At 67.7% G+C, this 14,684-nt stretch carries 15 protein-coding genes; 5 read left to right on the top strand and 10 right to left on the bottom strand.

The annotated features are described in order from the left end of the window. Nucleotides 1-3: 3 nt before the first annotated feature. Together E7Y32_RS09980 and E7Y32_RS09975 are read left to right on the top strand one after the other, a co-directional pair. Nucleotides 4-180, top strand: a complete 177-nt coding sequence (locus tag E7Y32_RS09980) for a CsbD family protein (RefSeq protein ID WP_146336979.1) — start codon at nt 4-6, stop codon at nt 178-180. 291 nt (nt 181-471) lie between these two features. Further along, nucleotides 472-915: a YdeI/OmpD-associated family protein gene (locus E7Y32_RS09975; RefSeq protein ID WP_146336978.1), complete on the top strand. Its 444-nt coding sequence runs from the start codon at nt 472-474 to the stop codon at nt 913-915. A gap of 114 nt (nt 916-1,029) precedes the next feature. On the opposite strand, the gene ychF is transcribed toward E7Y32_RS09975, so the two are convergent. Then, nucleotides 1,030-2,115, bottom strand: a complete 1,086-nt coding sequence (gene ychF, locus E7Y32_RS09970) for a redox-regulated ATPase YchF (RefSeq protein ID WP_146336977.1) — start codon at nt 2,113-2,115, stop codon at nt 1,030-1,032. A 133-nt stretch (nt 2,116-2,248) separates the two neighbouring features. Between ychF and E7Y32_RS09965 the strand changes: the two genes are divergently transcribed. Next, nucleotides 2,249-3,538 (top strand): DNA recombination protein RmuC, encoded by a 1,290-nt coding sequence (locus E7Y32_RS09965; protein WP_146336976.1) that lies wholly within the window; start codon nt 2,249-2,251, stop codon nt 3,536-3,538. Here E7Y32_RS09965 and E7Y32_RS09960 read toward each other — a convergent pair. Continuing rightward, the gene (locus tag E7Y32_RS09960) at nt 3,535-4,626 is read right to left on the bottom strand and encodes a 4-hydroxy-3-methylbut-2-enyl diphosphate reductase (RefSeq protein ID WP_146336975.1); all 1,092 of its coding nucleotides are present in this window, start codon (nt 4,624-4,626) and stop codon (nt 3,535-3,537) included. The two genes, E7Y32_RS09965 and E7Y32_RS09960, sit on opposite strands and share 4 nt — an antisense overlap. A gap of 22 nt (nt 4,627-4,648) precedes the next feature. Continuing rightward, nucleotides 4,649-5,512: a hypothetical protein gene (locus E7Y32_RS09955; RefSeq protein ID WP_146336974.1), complete on the bottom strand. Its 864-nt coding sequence runs from the start codon at nt 5,510-5,512 to the stop codon at nt 4,649-4,651. 207 nt (nt 5,513-5,719) lie between these two features. On the opposite strand from E7Y32_RS09955, the gene xseA reads away from it, so the two are divergent. Both xseA and E7Y32_RS09945 read left to right on the top strand, forming a co-directional pair. After that, the gene (xseA, locus tag E7Y32_RS09950; protein ID WP_146336973.1) at nt 5,720-7,006 is read left to right on the top strand and encodes an exodeoxyribonuclease VII large subunit; all 1,287 of its coding nucleotides are present in this window, start codon (nt 5,720-5,722) and stop codon (nt 7,004-7,006) included. A gap of 85 nt (nt 7,007-7,091) precedes the next feature. Next, a complete protein-coding gene (locus E7Y32_RS09945; RefSeq protein ID WP_146336972.1) occupies nt 7,092-7,328 on the top strand; it encodes an exodeoxyribonuclease VII small subunit in 237 nt (78 codons plus the stop codon). A gap of 12 nt (nt 7,329-7,340) precedes the next feature. Here E7Y32_RS09945 and E7Y32_RS09940 read toward each other — a convergent pair whose 3' ends face one another. The 7 genes from E7Y32_RS09940 to rsgA form a co-directional block, all read right to left on the bottom strand. Next, the gene (locus tag E7Y32_RS09940; protein ID WP_146336971.1) at nt 7,341-8,195 is read right to left on the bottom strand and encodes a polyphosphate kinase 2 family protein; all 855 of its coding nucleotides are present in this window, start codon (nt 8,193-8,195) and stop codon (nt 7,341-7,343) included. Nucleotides 8,196-8,264: 69 nt separating this feature from the next. Beyond that, complete coding sequence (locus E7Y32_RS09935) at nt 8,265-9,485, bottom strand: pyridoxal phosphate-dependent aminotransferase (RefSeq protein ID WP_146336970.1); 1,221 nt, start codon at nt 9,483-9,485, stop codon at nt 8,265-8,267. Between the two features lie 165 nt (nt 9,486-9,650). After that, complete coding sequence (locus tag E7Y32_RS09930; RefSeq protein WP_146336969.1) at nt 9,651-10,613, bottom strand: ABC transporter substrate-binding protein; 963 nt, start codon at nt 10,611-10,613, stop codon at nt 9,651-9,653. Continuing rightward, nucleotides 10,610-11,356, bottom strand: a complete 747-nt coding sequence (locus E7Y32_RS09925) for an ABC transporter permease (protein ID WP_146336968.1) — start codon at nt 11,354-11,356, stop codon at nt 10,610-10,612. The genes E7Y32_RS09930 and E7Y32_RS09925 overlap by 4 nt, the downstream gene beginning before the upstream one ends. Then, nucleotides 11,353-12,063, bottom strand: a complete 711-nt coding sequence (locus E7Y32_RS09920; protein WP_146336967.1) for an ABC transporter permease — start codon at nt 12,061-12,063, stop codon at nt 11,353-11,355. The genes E7Y32_RS09925 and E7Y32_RS09920 overlap by 4 nt, the downstream gene beginning before the upstream one ends. Beyond that, nucleotides 12,063-13,160, bottom strand: a complete 1,098-nt coding sequence (locus E7Y32_RS09915) for an ABC transporter ATP-binding protein (RefSeq protein WP_146336966.1) — start codon at nt 13,158-13,160, stop codon at nt 12,063-12,065. Before E7Y32_RS09915 ends, E7Y32_RS09920 begins: the two co-directional genes overlap by 1 nt. Before the next feature lie 225 nt (nt 13,161-13,385). Next, nucleotides 13,386-14,534, bottom strand: coding sequence for a ribosome small subunit-dependent GTPase A (gene rsgA / locus E7Y32_RS09910; RefSeq protein WP_146336965.1), 1,149 nt, complete (start codon nt 14,532-14,534; stop codon nt 13,386-13,388). Nucleotides 14,535-14,684 lie beyond the last annotated feature (150 nt).

Below are 14,684 nucleotides of genomic sequence, written 5' to 3'. Positions count from 1 at the left end.
GCCATGGGTTTAGGAGAAAAGATCCACAACGCTGCCGAGAAACTCCACGGCAAGGGGCAAAAAACCGCCGGAGACGCCACCGGCAACGACCGACTAAAGGCCGAAGGCAAACGTCATCAGGTCAAAGCCGACCTCAAACAGGCCGGCGAGAAAGTCAAGGACGCCTTCAAGAAGCACTGAGTAACACCGCCCGACCACGGTGTGGGCGCCGGATTATGCCGGCGCCCACACTTTGGGTTGCCCCTAGTAACTTCGGTGCAACTCAGCAAGCCGCGTCCTACCGGCGCTTTGGTGGGACCGGTCCCGTTGACCGCGCCCATCCAAAGCTCTAGCCGAATTCATTGCGGCCGGACCGGAGTACCGGGACCGGCCTCGGGAAACCTCGTCGGAGCCGGCAGCGCTGGAAGCCCGGGCGCCCGGCCCCGCTGAGAGTCCTGCTCGGAAGAGTGGGGTTGCAGGCATACTGTGAGCATGAAATTCACCACGACCATCCAGGGCGGCGGCAACAAAGCGGGCATCGAGGTCCCGGAGGGCATCGTCCACGCGCTCGGTGCCGGCAGGCGGCCGCCAGTGGTCGTCACCATCAACGGCAAGAGCTACCGGAGCAGCATCGCGGTGATGGAGGGCCAAAACATGGTTGGCATTAGTGCGGCCAACCGTGAACTGACCGGTGCATCTGCCGGTGACACTGTAGAGGTCGACCTCGAACTGGACACCCAACCGCGCGTCGTAGACGTTCCCGAAGATCTCGCCGCGGCCATGGAGACGGAGCCGGAGGCGAAGGCTTTTTACGAGAGCCTGAACTACAGCAGCCAACGGCGTTGCGTAGAGCCGATCTCGGATGCGAAGACCGCAGAGACCCGGGGCCGCCGAATCGCAAAGACGGTGACCGACCTCAAGGCCGGCAAGAAATAGCGACCATGCGGCATAAATGCAGGCAGCATCGGCGGCCACCGGTCTGAGAAAGCACATGGCCGCTAAGAACACGTGTTCCTGGCGGCCATCGCAAGAGGCATTAGAGGTCAAAAACTACACATTAAATCTGAATTCAACGACGTCGCCGTCGGCCATAACGTATTCCTTGCCTTCGATCCGGACCTTGCCGCGGGCCTTCGCCTCGGCCATGGATCCGGCCTCGATCAGGTCGTCGAAGGAGACCACCTCGGCTTTAATGAAGCCACGCTGGAAGTCGGAGTGGATCACGCCGGCGGCCTGGGGTGCGGTGTCGCCCTGGTGGATGGTCCAGGCCCGGGTTTCCTTGGGGCCGGCGGTCAGGTAGGTCTGCAGCCCCAGCGTGTGGAACCCTACCCGGGCCAGCTGGTCGAGGCCGGATTCCTCCTGGCCGTTCATCTCCAGCATTTCGCGCGCCTCGTCCTCGTCCAGTTCAACAAGGTCCGACTCGAGCTTCGCGTCAAGGAAGATCGCGTCCGCCGGGGCCACCATGGCGCGCAGTTCTTCCTGCTTTTCCGGGCTGCCCAGGATTCCCTCGTCCGCATTGAAGACGTAGATCACGGGTTTGGCGGTCAGGAGGCCGAGCTCCTTGAGGTGCTCCATCTCCAGTTTGTCGCTCTTGACCGAGGAGAAGATGGTGTCGCCGCGCTCCAGCACAACCTGCGCGGCCTTGATGGCGGCCAGCTCCGCCGCTTCCCGCTTCTTGATCTTGACTTCTTTTTCGATCCGGGGAATGGCGTTCTCGATGGTCTGCAGGTCAGCCAGGATCAGCTCGGTGTTGATGATCTCCATGTCCGAGCGGGGATCCACCTTGCCGTCGACGTGGATGACGTCGGGGTCATCGAACACGCGGATGACCTGCGCGATGGCCTGGGCTTCACGGATGTTGGCGAGGAACTTGTTGCCCAGGCCTTCGCCCTCCGATGCGCCTTTGACGATCCCGGCGATGTCCACAAAGGACACCGGAGCTGGCAGCAGCCGCTGGGAGCCGAAGATCTCGGCCAGCTTGGCGAGCCGCGGGTCGGGCAGGTTCACGACGCCGACGTTCGGCTCGATCGTGGCGAACGGGTAGTTCGCCGCGAGCACCTGGTTGCGGGTCAGTGCGTTGAAAAGAGTTGATTTGCCGACGTTGGGCAGTCCGACGATGCCAATAGTAAGAGCCACGAGTATTGATTCTACCGGTAAACGCCCCTGGCCCCTGCGGCGGCGGGGCACGGTCCGCCGTCGGCGTCGTTCCGGGGCGCCCGTCCGGTGCGCCACCGGCAAAACTGTCAGAGCCGCGTGCCAGAGTGAAGACATGGACGCTTTTGCACTCATTCTTGCCCTGCTGATGCTGCTGATCGGCGCCGTGGCCGGCGCCGCCTTCACCTTTGTGGTCTCCCGCCGCCGGAGTTCGGCCCTCGAGGAGGACTTCGACGGCGTTTCCGCGCGCCTGGCCGAGGTCAGCGCCCAGTTCGCCGCCGCCGACGCCGAACGGCGCCTGCTTGCGGCACAGAACCGGGAGCTGGGCGACGCCCGGACCCAGGATGGCAGCGTGCTGCGCGCGCTGGCTCCCGTGGCCGAAAAACTCACCGCGGTCCAGCAACAGGTCTCGCTGCTGGAACGGGACCGGCTGGAACAGTACGGCCAGCTGGCCCAGCAGCTGCAGGAGGCCAGGCTCTCGGACGAGCAGCTGCTGCGGTCAACGCACGCGCTCGAATCGGCGCTGCGGTCCAACAGCGCGCGCGGCCAGTGGGGCGAAGTCCAGCTGCGCCGTGTGGTGGAAGCCGCGGGCATGCTGCGGCACGTCGACTTCCACGAGCAGCTGCACAGTTCCGGGTCCGACACCACGGTCCGGCCCGACCTCGTGGTGCAGCTCCCGGGCGACAAGCAGCTCGTCGTGGACGCCAAAGTGCCGCTGACCGCGTACCTGGAGGCGCAGGAGCTGGGCTCCCCCGCCGGCGGCCGCGCCCCCGGGTCGGTGTCCCTGAACGGCCAGCAGGCGCTGCTTGCCACCCACGCGAAGGCGCTGAAGGCCCACGTTGATGCGCTGAGCAACAAGAAGTACTGGGACATTCCCGGCAACGCCCCCGAACTGGTGGTGTGCTTCCTGCCCGCCGAGTCGATCCTCGCCGCCGCTCTGACCGCCGATCCGGCCCTGCTGGACTACGCCCTGTCCAAGAACGTTGTGCTCGCCTCCCCCGGGACGCTGCTCGCGGTCCTCAAGTCGGTGGCGTTCACCTGGCGGCAGGATGTGCTGACGGACAGCGCCCGGGAGCTCTTCGAACTGGCCCAGCAGCTCTACGAGCGGATGGGCACCCTGGGCGACAATGTCTCCAAGCTGGGCTCGTCGCTGAAGACCTCGGTGGACCGCTACAACTCCCTGGTCGGCACCCTGGAGGCCCGGGTGCTCCCCACCGCGCGCAAGCTCAACGCCCTGGACGTGGCGGGCCTCGCGACGCCCGTCGCGGTCGAGGCCACGCCGCGCGCAGTGGCCGCCCCGGAACTGCAGCAGGGCATCACCGCCGGGAACACCGGCGTCGAACGTCCCGGCGTCGATCAGTCCGCCGATGACGGTGACGGCGAGTCGGAAGAGTCGGCCGCCTAGGGCTTTTCCGCGGGGCGTGCTCCGCGGCCGCCCAGGGCGCGGGTGACATCCCCGGCCTGCTTCAGGGTGGCCCGGAGCTCCTTCGGCAGCGAGAACAGCAGGTCTTCCTCGGCCGTGACGACTTCCTCGACGGTGCCGTAGCCGTAGTCGGCCAGCAGCCGGAGCACATCCTTCACCAGCACCTCCGGCACGGAGGCGCCCGAGGTCACGCCGACGGTGGCGACGCCCTCAAACCAGGATTCGTCCACCTCGTTGGCGAAGTCCACCCGGTACGATGCCTTGGCCCCGTATTCCAGGGCAACTTCCACGAGGCGCACGGAGTTCGAGGAGTTGGCCGAACCAACGACAATCACGAGATCGGCCTGCGGGGAGATCTTCTTGATGGCCACCTGGCGGTTGGTGGTCGCGTAGCAGATGTCATCGCTGGGCGGATCCTGCAGGGTGGGGAACCGCTCCTTGAGCAGGCGCACGGTTTCCATGGTTTCGTCCACGCTCAGGGTGGTCTGCGAGAGCCAGATGACCTTTTCCGGGTCGCGGACCGTCACCTTGTCCACCTCGTGAGGGCCGTTGATGATCTGGATGTGCTCGGGCGCCTCGCCGGCGGTTCCTTCGACTTCCTCGTGGCCGTCGTGGCCGATCAGCAGGATGTCGAAGTCGTCCTTTGCGAAGCGGACGGCCTCTTTGTGCACCTTGGTCACCAGCGGGCAGGTGGCATCGATGGTCCGCAGGCCGCGGTCCTCGGCGGACTGCACGACCGCGGGCGAGACGCCGTGGGCCGAAAAGATCACCAGGGCCCCTTCGGGAACCTCATCGGTCTCGTCCACGAAGATCGCGCCCTTTTCCTCGAGGGAGCTCACCACGTGGACGTTGTGGACGATCTGCTTGCGGACGTAGACGGGCGGGCCGTAGTGCTCCAGCGCCTTTTCCACGGCTATCACTGCGCGGTCGACGCCGGCGCAGTAGCCGCGCGGCGCCGCCAGGAGCACCTTCTTCGCCCCGGTCACGGGGGCTGCCGCCAGTACTTCCTCCGGCGTTCGCCGACGGCGCGGAACGGAGGGCATCGGGATGGATACAGCGGTGGAGGTCATGCCCCAATGCTACCGGTGTTCGTTATGGCCCGGTGTTTGGGGCCGGCCGGCGGGAGGAGACAACCCGGAGCACGATCCCGGCGACCAGCAGGAACGCTCCCGCCACGAGTGCCACCACAATCCATGGTCCGAAGCCCGCCAGGGAGGCGGCCACGAACTCGCTTTTGAAAGTCTCGGCCACATCGTTGCCGCTGCGGGTCCCCAGGACCGCCTGGCCCACAGCATCCGCGCCGAACTTCCACACCGCGGCCAGGACGAGGGCACCCAGGCCGGTTCCGGCCAGGACCGTCCACTTCCGCCGGGCGGCGACAAACGCCAGAACGAACGCGATTGCCGAGCCCACGGCCACGGCTGAGCCCATCGGCGCGTAGGCGGAAACCCTTTCGATCAGCTGGCGCTGGTTGGACTGGCCGATGCCGATCCGCACCGTCTCCGGCGCTTTCAACGGCATGGGCGAGGACTCCGAGACCCGCTTGACCACCAGCCCCACCAGCGGTGCGACGTCCAGGGTCAGGGAAGTGGCGCCGTCGACGTCCGCCGGCAGGGTGCGCGGATCGGCGAAGCTCAGCCGGTGGCTCCGGCGCAGCGTCTCGGCCCAGGCGTCGGAGTATCCGGGCATGGACGTCATCGACTGCGCGGCGTCCTCCAGAATCGGCTTCACCACATTGGCGAGGGCGTCCGGAAGCTGCTGGTCCCCGAAGCCGATGCTGTTCACGGCAGCGGTGGCGAGTCTCTTTTGGAAGGCCGGGTCCTTGCCGAGCGGTGCGGTGAGCGCCACGAACCCGTCCTCCTGGACGATGTTGCGGTCCACCCACATGGCCGGGACGGCGACGGCGGCCATGGCTAGGCCGATCAGCACGGCGACGGCCGAGACAAAAGTGCGCACGAAAATCTCCTGGAAGGGTTGGGAGTAGTGCCATCCTACGGGGGCGTTTCGGCGAACCGGAAAGCGGCGGCCAAAACGTCCGGCCCTGCTGGTACAGCTATGGATAGAGTTGACGCAGATCCCGCCTCCATCAAAGGACCCCGCACCACATGCACGAGCACCCGGACCAGCAACTGCACCAGGCACACGCCGCCGGCGGTCACCGGCATGTCTGAGGAAACCGCAGCGGCGACCACCCTGCCGGCCACCGCGGCAGGCACCAGCCCGGACAACCCGTGGCCCCTGCAACTGCTCTCGCAGAAGCTCAAGGGGTACATCGACCGGGCGCCCTCGGCCTGGGTTGAAGGCCAGGTCATCGAGCTCAACCGGCGCGGCACCAACGCCTACCTCACGCTCCGCGACATTGATGCGGAGATTTCCCTCCCCGCGTCGGTCTGGACCAATGTCCTGGACCGCCAGGCCACGCCCCTGGAGCGCGGCTCCCGCGTGGTGGCCCTGATCAAAGCCGAGTTCTGGCTGAAGACGGGCCGGCTGAACATGTCCGTCAAGGACATCCGGCCGGTGGGGCTCGGCGATCTGCTGGCCCGGGTTGAACGGCTGCGACAGGCCCTCGCGGCGGAGGGACTCTTCGCCGACTCCCGCAAGAAGCGCCTGCCCCTGCTCCCCCACCGGATCGGCCTGATTACCGGCCGCGACTCCGATGCCAAGAAAGACGTCCTCCGCAACGCGGCGCTCCGCTGGCCCGCCGTCGAATTCGAAATCCGCGAGGTGGCCGTACAGGGCAATACCGCCGTGGCCCAGGTCATCGGTGCCCTGCGGGAACTGGATGCCCTCCCCGAGGTCGATGTCATTGTCATCGCCCGCGGCGGCGGCGCCCTGGAAGACCTGCTCCCCTTCAGCAGCGAGGAACTCATCCGGGCCGTGGCGGACGCGGCCACGCCGGTGGTTAGCGCGATCGGCCACGAAGCGGACCGGCCTATCCTCGACGACGTCGCGGACCTGCGCGCCTCGACGCCCACCGACGCCGCGAAGCGGATCGTCCCCGACGTGACGGAGGAACTGGCCCGGGTCCGGCAGGCCCGCGACCAGCTGCGCCGCGGGGTCACCCGCCTGGTGGAGCGGGAAACGGACCGCCTCGCGTCGCTTCGCTCGCGGCCGGTGCTGGCGGCCCCCGAAGGCATGGTCACCGCCCGGCATGACGACGTCGAACGGCTCAAGGGCCGGGCGCACGCGGCGATCAACACCGCCGTCGTACGGGCGGCCGACCAGCTGGTCCACCTCAAGGCCCAGATCCGCGCCCTCTCGCCGCAAAAGACGCTGGACCGCGGCTACGCCGTCGTCCAGCTCGACGACGGCACCACCACCCCGGGAACCCGCCACGAGGTGGTACGGCACCCCGACCAGGCACCGGCGGGCACGGCGTTGGCCGTCCGGGTGGCCGGCGGCAGGTTCACGGCCCAGTCCACCGGCGGCCAGCAGCCCGCCGGAGACTGACCGGGCCCTCCCAATCCAGACAAACCCGACGTCCCCCGTCCCGGCCCCGCACGGGCCCGCGCGGGAACCAGAAAAGGAGCACCACATGGCAACAGAGAACGCAGCAACCCCGGACGCCGACCTTGACGCGCTGAGCTACGAAGAAGCCCGCGAGCAGCTTGTGGGTGTGGTGGGCAAGCTGGAGGCCGGCGGCGCCAGCCTTGAAGAATCCCTCGCCCTCTGGGAACGCGGGGAAGCCCTCGCCAAGCGCTGCGAGCAGTGGCTCGAGGGTGCCCGCAAGCGGCTCGCGGCGGCCCGGGACCAGGCCGCCCAGGACAACTGAGCGGAGCGCCGGCTAGGAGCGCCGCACCAGCTCCTGCTCCATCTCGATGTCGAGTTCCGGGACGGGCCACTCAAGGCCCAGCCCTTCGAGCGCGTCCAGGAGCAGCTGCTGGACGGCGATCCGGGCGAACCACTTCTTGTTCGCCGGAACCACATGCCAGGGCGCAAGCTCCGAGCTGGTCTGCTCGAACGCGGCCTGGTACGCGTCCATGTAGTCGTCCCAGAAGGCCCGTTCCTTGAGGTCGTTCCCGCTGTACTTCCACCGTTTCGCGGGGTCCTCGAGCCGGGCCAGCAGGCGTTCCTGCTGCTCGTCGCGGCTGATGTGCAGCATGACCTTGACGATCTTCGTTCCGGCGGCCGTTTGCCGGGCTTCGAATTCATTGATCGCCCGGTAGCGTCGCTCCAGTTCCTCGGCGTCCGCCCAGCGGTGCACCCGGTGGATCAGCACGTCCTCGTAGTGGGAGCGGTCAAAGACCCCCACCATGCCGGCCGCGGGAACTTCCTTTTCGATCCGCCAGAGGAAGTCGTAGGACTGCTCCTCGGGCGTGGGCGCCTTGAACGACTTCAACTGCACGCCCTGCGGGTTCATCTGGCCCATCACGTGGTTGACAATCCCGCCCTTGCCGGCGGTGTCCATGGCCTGCAGGACCAGCAGCACGCGCTTCTTTCCGCCGATCCGGGACTCCGCGAAAAGCTGCTCCTGGAGGTTGGTGAGCTTGCCGTCGAGCTCGCTGAGCAACTTCTCACCCTCCGCCTTGTCACCGGAGTAGCCCGGCGTGGAGCCGGGATCGACGTCGCCGAGCTTGAACTTCTTCCCTGCCTTCAGGGTGTCAGCCGGGTGTTCGTCGAAGTTCACGACATCTGCCATCAAAGCCTCTTTCCGGTTCGGGCAGCCTGCCCGCCGGACGGCCGTCCTGCAGCGCTGCTGTCCCGAATCCTAGTTGCCCTGGTACCGGCTCAGGAAGTCCGCCATGCGGTTGATCGCTTCTTCCAGGTCCTTGACGTTCGGCAGGGTCACCATCCGGAAGTGGTCCGGCCGGACCCAGTTGAAGGCGCGGCCGTGGGAGACCAGGATCTTCTGCTGGCGCAAGAGGTCCAGGACGAACTTCTCGTCGTCGCGGATGTGGTAGACCTCGGGGTCCAGCTTCGGGAACAGGTACATCGCGCCGCGGGCCTGCTGGGTGCTGACCCCAGGGATCGCGTTCAGCATGTCGTAGGCCTTGTTCCGCTGCTCCAACAGCCGGCCGCCCGGCAGGATCAGGTCGTTGATGCTCTGGTAGCCGCCCAGGGCCGTCTGGATGGCGTGCTGTGCCGGCACGTTGGCGCACAGCCGCATGTTCGCGAGCAGGTTGATGCCCTCGAGGTAGTCGGCGGCTTCCTTCTTGGGACCGGAGATGGCCATCCAGCCGGCCCGGTAGCCGCAGACCCGGTACGCCTTGGACAGCCCGCTGAAGGTCAGGCAGAGCACGTCGTCGCCGGTGAGGCCGGCCATGTTCACGTGCACGGCGTCCTCGTAGAGGATCTTCTCGTAGATCTCGTCGGCGAACAGGACGAGGCCGTGCTTTTCGGCCAGCGCCACGATCTTCTTGAGCGTTTCCTCCGGGTAGACGGCCCCGGTGGGGTTGTTGGGGTTGATCACCACGATGCCCTTGGTGCGCGGCGTGATCTTCGCTTCGAGGTCCTCGAGGTCCGGCTGCCAGCCGGATTCCTCGTCGCAGAGGTAGTGCACGGGTTTGCCGCCGGCCAGGGCCACGGAAGCGGTCCAGAGCGGGTAGTCCGGGGTGGGAATGAGGACCTCGTCGCCGTCGTCCAGCAGGGCCATCAGCGACATCGTGATGAGCTCGCTGACACCGTTGCCGAGGTAGATGTCATCGACGTGGATGTTCTGGATCCCGCGCGTCTGGTAGTACTGCGAGACGGCGGTGCGGGCGGAGAAGATGCCGCGGGAGTCGCTGTAGCCCTGGGCATGCGGCAGGTGGCGGATCATGTCCACCAGGATCGCGTCCGGCGCTTCGAACCCGAACGGGGCCGGGTTTCCGATGTTCAGTTTGAGGATGCGGTGGCCCTCGGCCTCCATCTGCTGGGCGGCCTGAAGAATCGGTCCACGGATGTCGTAGAGGACATTGTGAAGCTTGGTGGACTGCTTGAATTCTGCCATTCATCAAATATGCCATATGGCGGATGTACTTCCGTTGAGACTTGTCTCACAGCAGAAGCCCGCGTCATACGGCCGCCCGTCCGGCGGGACGGGGACACAACGACGGCGGCTGCCGGCCGGCGGAACCGGGCCGGCAGCCGCCGTCGGACTGTCACAGGCTCCGGTCTACTTGACCAGGCCCTTGTCCTTGAGCCACGCCGCCGCGGCGTCCTTGGGGTTCTGCTTCTGGCTGCCGCCCACGGCACGGTTGAGGTTGATCAGGTCCTCTGTGGTGAGCAGCTTCGAGACGGCGTTGAGGGCCTCTTTGGCCTTGTCCGTCATCTTGGCCTTGTTGTACAGCGGCAGGACCTGCTGCGCGATGAAGTTGTTCTTCGGGTCCTCCAGCACCACCAGGTCGTTGTCCGCGATGGCTGGGGTGGTGGTGTAGATGTCGGCCACCTGGACCTGGTCCGAGAGCAGGGCCTTGACGGTGACCGGGCCGCCGCCGTCGCTGAAGGGTTCGAGCTTCTTGGGCTCGCAGTTGTAGTTCTTCTTCAGGCCCGGCAGCCCGTAAGCGCGTTCGGCGAAGGTGGCCGGTGCGCCAACCACGATCTCGCTGCAAACCTTGGCCAGGTCCTCGATGGACTTCAGTTTGTACTTCTCCGCGGTGGCTTTGGTGACCACCATGGCGTCCTTGTCCTCGGCCTTGGCCGCATCGAGCACGGCCAGCCCGTCGGGGAGCTTGCCCGGCAGCGCCTTGGCAATGTCGTCGGCGGAGATCTCGGTGGCGTCCTTGTTGACGTGCAGCAGCAGGTTGCCACTGTAGTCGGGGATCACGTCCACGGAGCCGTCCTGCACGGCCTTGAAGTAGACCTCACGGGAGCCGATGTTCGGCTTGGTGCTGGCGGTGACGCCGGCGGCGTTGAGCGCCCCGGCGTAGAGCTCGGCGATGATCTGGCTCTCGGTGAAGTCGGCGGAGCCGACCACGAGGGTGCCGCCGGCCCCGCCGTAGGAACCGCCGCTGGCAGGTGCCGAGGACAGCGGGTTGGACGAGCCTCCGCACGCGGACAGGGCCAGGGCCAGGCCGACGCCGGCGGCCAGGCCGCCGAATGCGCGCCTGCGGAGTGCAGGTGGGCGGTTTTCCTTCATGACGTACCTCCTTGAACAACAGCCTCCGCGGTCGCGGGGTCTGTGAGATGTACCGCGGCCTGCTGGCTGCGGTTCGGTTTGCGGGCGGCCCCGCGGGTGAGGAAGAGCCGCTGGAACAGGACAAGCACCAGGTCGACGGCGATCGCGAGCCCGGCGATGAGCAGCGAGCCGCCGAGCATCTGCGGGAAGTCGGAGAGGACGAGGCCGTCAAAGAGGTAGCGGCCCAGGCCGCCCAGGTTGATGTAGGCGACCACGGACACCGTGGCGATCACCTGCAGGACTCCGGTGCGGAACCCGCCGAACATGACCGGCAGCGCGTTGGGGAACTCGGCGCGGAACAGCACCTGCAGTTCGGTCATCCCCATGGCCCGGGCGGCGTCCACCACGTTCCGGTCCACGCTGGAGATTCCCGCGTAGGTCCCGGCCAGCAGCGGCGGCACGGTCAGGATCACGAGCGCCCAGACCGGGGGCATCAGCCCGATCCCCGCCAGCAGGACAAAGAGCGTCAGCAGTCCCAGGGTCGGCAGCGCGCGGAGGGCACCGGCGAGGGCCACCACGGCCACCCGTCCCCGGCCGGTGTGGCCCACGTAGAGTCCGATCGGCACCGCAATGGCGGACGCGATCAGCATCACCAGCCCGGTGTACTGCAGGTGCTCGGCCAGGCGCACGGGGATGCCGTTGCTGCCGGCCCAGTGCTTCGGGTCGGCAAGCCAGGCGAAGGTGTCGGTGAAGACGTCGCTCATGCGGATGCCCCCGCGGCAGATTCGGAAAGACGCCGGGCCGCGGCGGGCTCACCGGGCTGACCCGGCGAGCCCGCGCCGGCCCGGGTCCAGGGCGTCAGGAGCCGTTCCAGCAGCACCAGCACGGCGTCCATCAGCAGCGCCAGCAAGAGGATGGCGACAATCCCCACGAGCACCTCGGTCACGAAGTCGCGCTGCAGCCCGGATGTGAAGAGCATGCCGAGGTTCCCGATGCCGAGCAGGGCGGCGACGCTGACCAGGGAGATGTTGCTGACCGAGACCACGCGGAGGCCGGCGAAGAGCACGGGCAGCGACAACGGCAGGTCGATCTGCAGGAACCGGGCCAGGGGTTTGAAGCCCATCGCGACGGCGGCCTGCTGCAGGTCCTCGTCCACCGAGTCAAAGGCGTCCAGGGCGGCCCGGACCAGGAGCGCGACGGCGTAGATGGTCAGGGCCACAACGACGTTGACCGGGTCCAGGATCCTGGTTCCCAGAACGGTCGGCAGGATGATGAAGAGCGCCAGCGAGGGAATGGTGTAAAGCAGCGAGGAGGCGGTGAGGACCACGGTGCGCAGGGTGCGGTTCTGCCGGGCCAGCTGGGCCAGCGGGATGGAAATCAGCAGGCCGAAGATCATCGGCAGGACGGCCAGGACGAGGTGCTGGCCGGCGAGGCTGAAGACCTGCCCGCTGTTGGCCAGGAACCATTCCATCAGTGCGCGCCCTGCCGGACCCGGCGGTCCGCTTCGATCAGGGCGAGCACTTCGGCGGCCGTGATCACCCCGGCCACCCTGCCGTCCGCGTCCACGGCGACGCCGAGTCCGGACGGCGAGGACAGGGCCGCATCGAGTGCCCGGCGGAGCGTCTCCCCCTTATGGAAGAGCGATCCTCCCGGGACGGTGGCCGGGCCGGCGCCGGGCGCGCTCCAGCCGAGCGGCCGGCGCTCGTCGTCGACCACAAGCTGCCATTCGTCCGTGTCCGGGCCGCCGCCGCGGGCGAGTTCGCCCGCGCGGACGGTGTGGACCGGGTGGACCGCGACGCCGTCGGACGGGCTGAACGCGAGGTGCCGGAACCCCCGGTCGCGGCCCACAAAGGACGCGACGAAGTCGTTGGCCGGGGCCCGCAGGATCTCTTCCGGGGTGGCGTACTGCGCCAGCTTCCCGCCGGACGCGAAGACGGCCACCTTGTCCCCCAGCACGGTCGCTTCGTCGATGTCGTGGGTGACGAACACAATGGTCTTGGCCAGGTCGCGCTGCAGCCGGAGCAGCTCTTTCTGCAGTTCATCGCGCACCACGGGGTCAACCGCGCTGAACGGTTCATCCATCAGCAGCACGGGAGGGTCGGCGGCGAGCGCACGGGCCACCCCGACGCGCTGCTGCTGGCCGCCGGACAGCTGTGAGGGGTAGCGCCGGCCGAGCCCGGCGGCGAGGCCGACGACGTCGAGCAGCTCCTCCGCGCGCTTGCGGGACGCCGCCTTGGACACGCCGTTGAGCCGCGGGACGGTGGCGATGTTGTCCAGGACGGAGCGGTGGGGCATGAGACCGGAGGACTGCATGACGTAGCCCATCGAGCGGCGCAGTTGCGCGGCGGGCACGGTGGTGACGTCCCGTCCGTCCACGGTGATGGTGCCGGACGTCGGCTCGACCATCCGGTTGATCATCCGCAGCGAGGTGGTCTTGCCGCAGCCGGATGGTCCCACGAAGACGGTGATGGCGCCCTTGTCGATGGACATGCTCAGATCGTCGACGGCGGCCTGGCCGCCCGGGTACTGCTTGGTGACGCTCTGGAACTCGATCATGGCCTCTGCCATTCCGGGCTTACCTATCTGTTGGCGGCAACATGGGACGGTCCAGCCAACTGATCATATGCATCCTGAATTTTGGCTGTAAAGCGGGTATGGCCCAGCGTAGCTGGCGCCGCTGGCGGGCCGGGGTGCCGATAGGACGAATCGGGCCCGGATCCCGCCGGCGGCGCGGGGGCTACCCCCTGCATTCGGCACCGGCGGGTTTCCGGATGGGCCTGCTATTTCCGGCGGCTATTTCCGGCGGCCGTTGCCCTTTCCTTTGCCCCCTTCCGTGGCCCTGCGGGGCTGGTCATGGCTGAGCCGCTCGGCGGCGCGCTGGCTCCTGCTGGCCACCACCACCTTCTGGTGCCACTCCCGCTGGTAGGCGCGCCGGGCGGCCGCGTCGTGGCGCCGCTCCAATGCCGCGACTTCGCGCTGCATCTTGAGGTAGCTTGCCCAGCGGCGGCTGTCCAGCTCGCCCCCGGCGAGGGCGTCCTGCACAGCGCAGCCGGGTTCGCGGCCGTGCGCGCAGTCAGCGAACCGGCACCGGGCGAAGAGGTCCTCGAGGTCGCCGAAAACCTCGTCCAGGCCGTCCTCGGCATCGAACAATCCGAAGCCGCGCACCCCGGGCGTGTCCATCAGCACCGCCCCGCCGGGCAGCGGGACCAGTTCCCGGGAGGTGGTGGTGTGCCTGCCTTTGCCGTCGCCTGCCCTTACCGCGCCGGTTTCCTGGGCTTCGAAGCCCACGAGCGCGTTGATCAGGGTGGATTTGCCGGCACCCGAGGGGCCCAGCAGCACGATGGTGCCGCCGGGAGGGAGATGCCCCAGCAGCTCATCGAGGCCGTCGCCCTGCTCGGCGCTGGTAGTGACCACCGCAACGCCGGCGGCCTGCAGCGAGACCTGCCCGACGACGTCGTCCGCCACCTCGGCGAGGTCCGCTTTAGTGATCACCACCAGCGGGGTGGCGCCGGAATCCCAGGCGGCGACGAGGGTGCGTTCGAGCCTGTTGTGGGTGAGCGGACGGTCCACCGGGACCACCACACCGACGAGGTCCATGTTGGCGCCGAGCACCTGCGCCTCGGAGGAGGCCTCGAAGGCGCGCTTGCGGCTGAGCTCCGAACGGCGCGGCAGCACGCCGAGAATGGCGGACTCTCCGCCCTGGTTGCTGCCGAGCCAGACCCAGTCGCCGGTGGCCGGGATTCTCCCGGTCCGCGGGTAGGGCAGGTGCGACTGGCCGTTGTGGTCCGCCACCAGGACGAGGTTGCGGTCCACCCGCACCACCCGTCCGGCGCTGGTCCCGCCCGGGACGGGATGGGAGGAGAAAAGCTCCGTGACGGCGTCGGTGAAACCGAAACGGACCGGCCCCTGGAGAGCCGTTTGTTGACTGCGGTGAAGATTCAATGGAAACCCTTTGCTGGGCCCCGGAAAGCGCGCTGCCCGCTGCGGTCAGCCGGACCGGTCAGCTGTGGTGGGCTAGGAAGTGCGGACGTGCGGGGCAGGAATGATGAAGTGGTTTGAGGTTGTGCGCGGTGCGCGCAGATCCGTTGCAGT

The organism is Arthrobacter sp. UKPF54-2, assembly GCF_007858535.1.
GTDB lineage: Bacteria > Actinomycetota > Actinomycetes > Actinomycetales > Micrococcaceae > Arthrobacter.
This window is presented reverse-complemented; position numbering and strand designations above follow the sequence as displayed.

Coding starts and splice junctions, on each gene's coding strand:
- E7Y32_RS09980 (WP_146336979.1), top strand. CDS start 4: ATGGGTTTAGGAGAAAAGATCCACAACGCTGCCGAGAAACTCCACGGC.
- E7Y32_RS09975 (WP_146336978.1), top strand. CDS start 472: ATGAAATTCACCACGACCATCCAGGGCGGCGGCAACAAAGCGGGCATC.
- E7Y32_RS09965 (WP_146336976.1), top strand. CDS start 2,249: ATGGACGCTTTTGCACTCATTCTTGCCCTGCTGATGCTGCTGATCGGC.
- E7Y32_RS09960 (WP_146336975.1), bottom strand. CDS start 4,626: ATGACCTCCACCGCTGTATCCATCCCGATGCCCTCCGTTCCGCGCCGT.
- xseA (WP_146336973.1), top strand. CDS start 5,720: ATGTCTGAGGAAACCGCAGCGGCGACCACCCTGCCGGCCACCGCGGCA.
- E7Y32_RS09945 (WP_146336972.1), top strand. CDS start 7,092: ATGGCAACAGAGAACGCAGCAACCCCGGACGCCGACCTTGACGCGCTG.
- E7Y32_RS09940 (WP_146336971.1), bottom strand. CDS start 8,195: ATGGCAGATGTCGTGAACTTCGACGAACACCCGGCTGACACCCTGAAG.
- E7Y32_RS09935 (WP_146336970.1), bottom strand. CDS start 9,485: ATGGCAGAATTCAAGCAGTCCACCAAGCTTCACAATGTCCTCTACGAC.
- E7Y32_RS09930 (WP_146336969.1), bottom strand. CDS start 10,613: ATGAAGGAAAACCGCCCACCTGCACTCCGCAGGCGCGCATTCGGCGGC.
- E7Y32_RS09925 (WP_146336968.1), bottom strand. CDS start 11,356: ATGAGCGACGTCTTCACCGACACCTTCGCCTGGCTTGCCGACCCGAAG.
- E7Y32_RS09920 (WP_146336967.1), bottom strand. CDS start 12,063: ATGGAATGGTTCCTGGCCAACAGCGGGCAGGTCTTCAGCCTCGCCGGC.
- E7Y32_RS09915 (WP_146336966.1), bottom strand. CDS start 13,160: ATGGCAGAGGCCATGATCGAGTTCCAGAGCGTCACCAAGCAGTACCCG.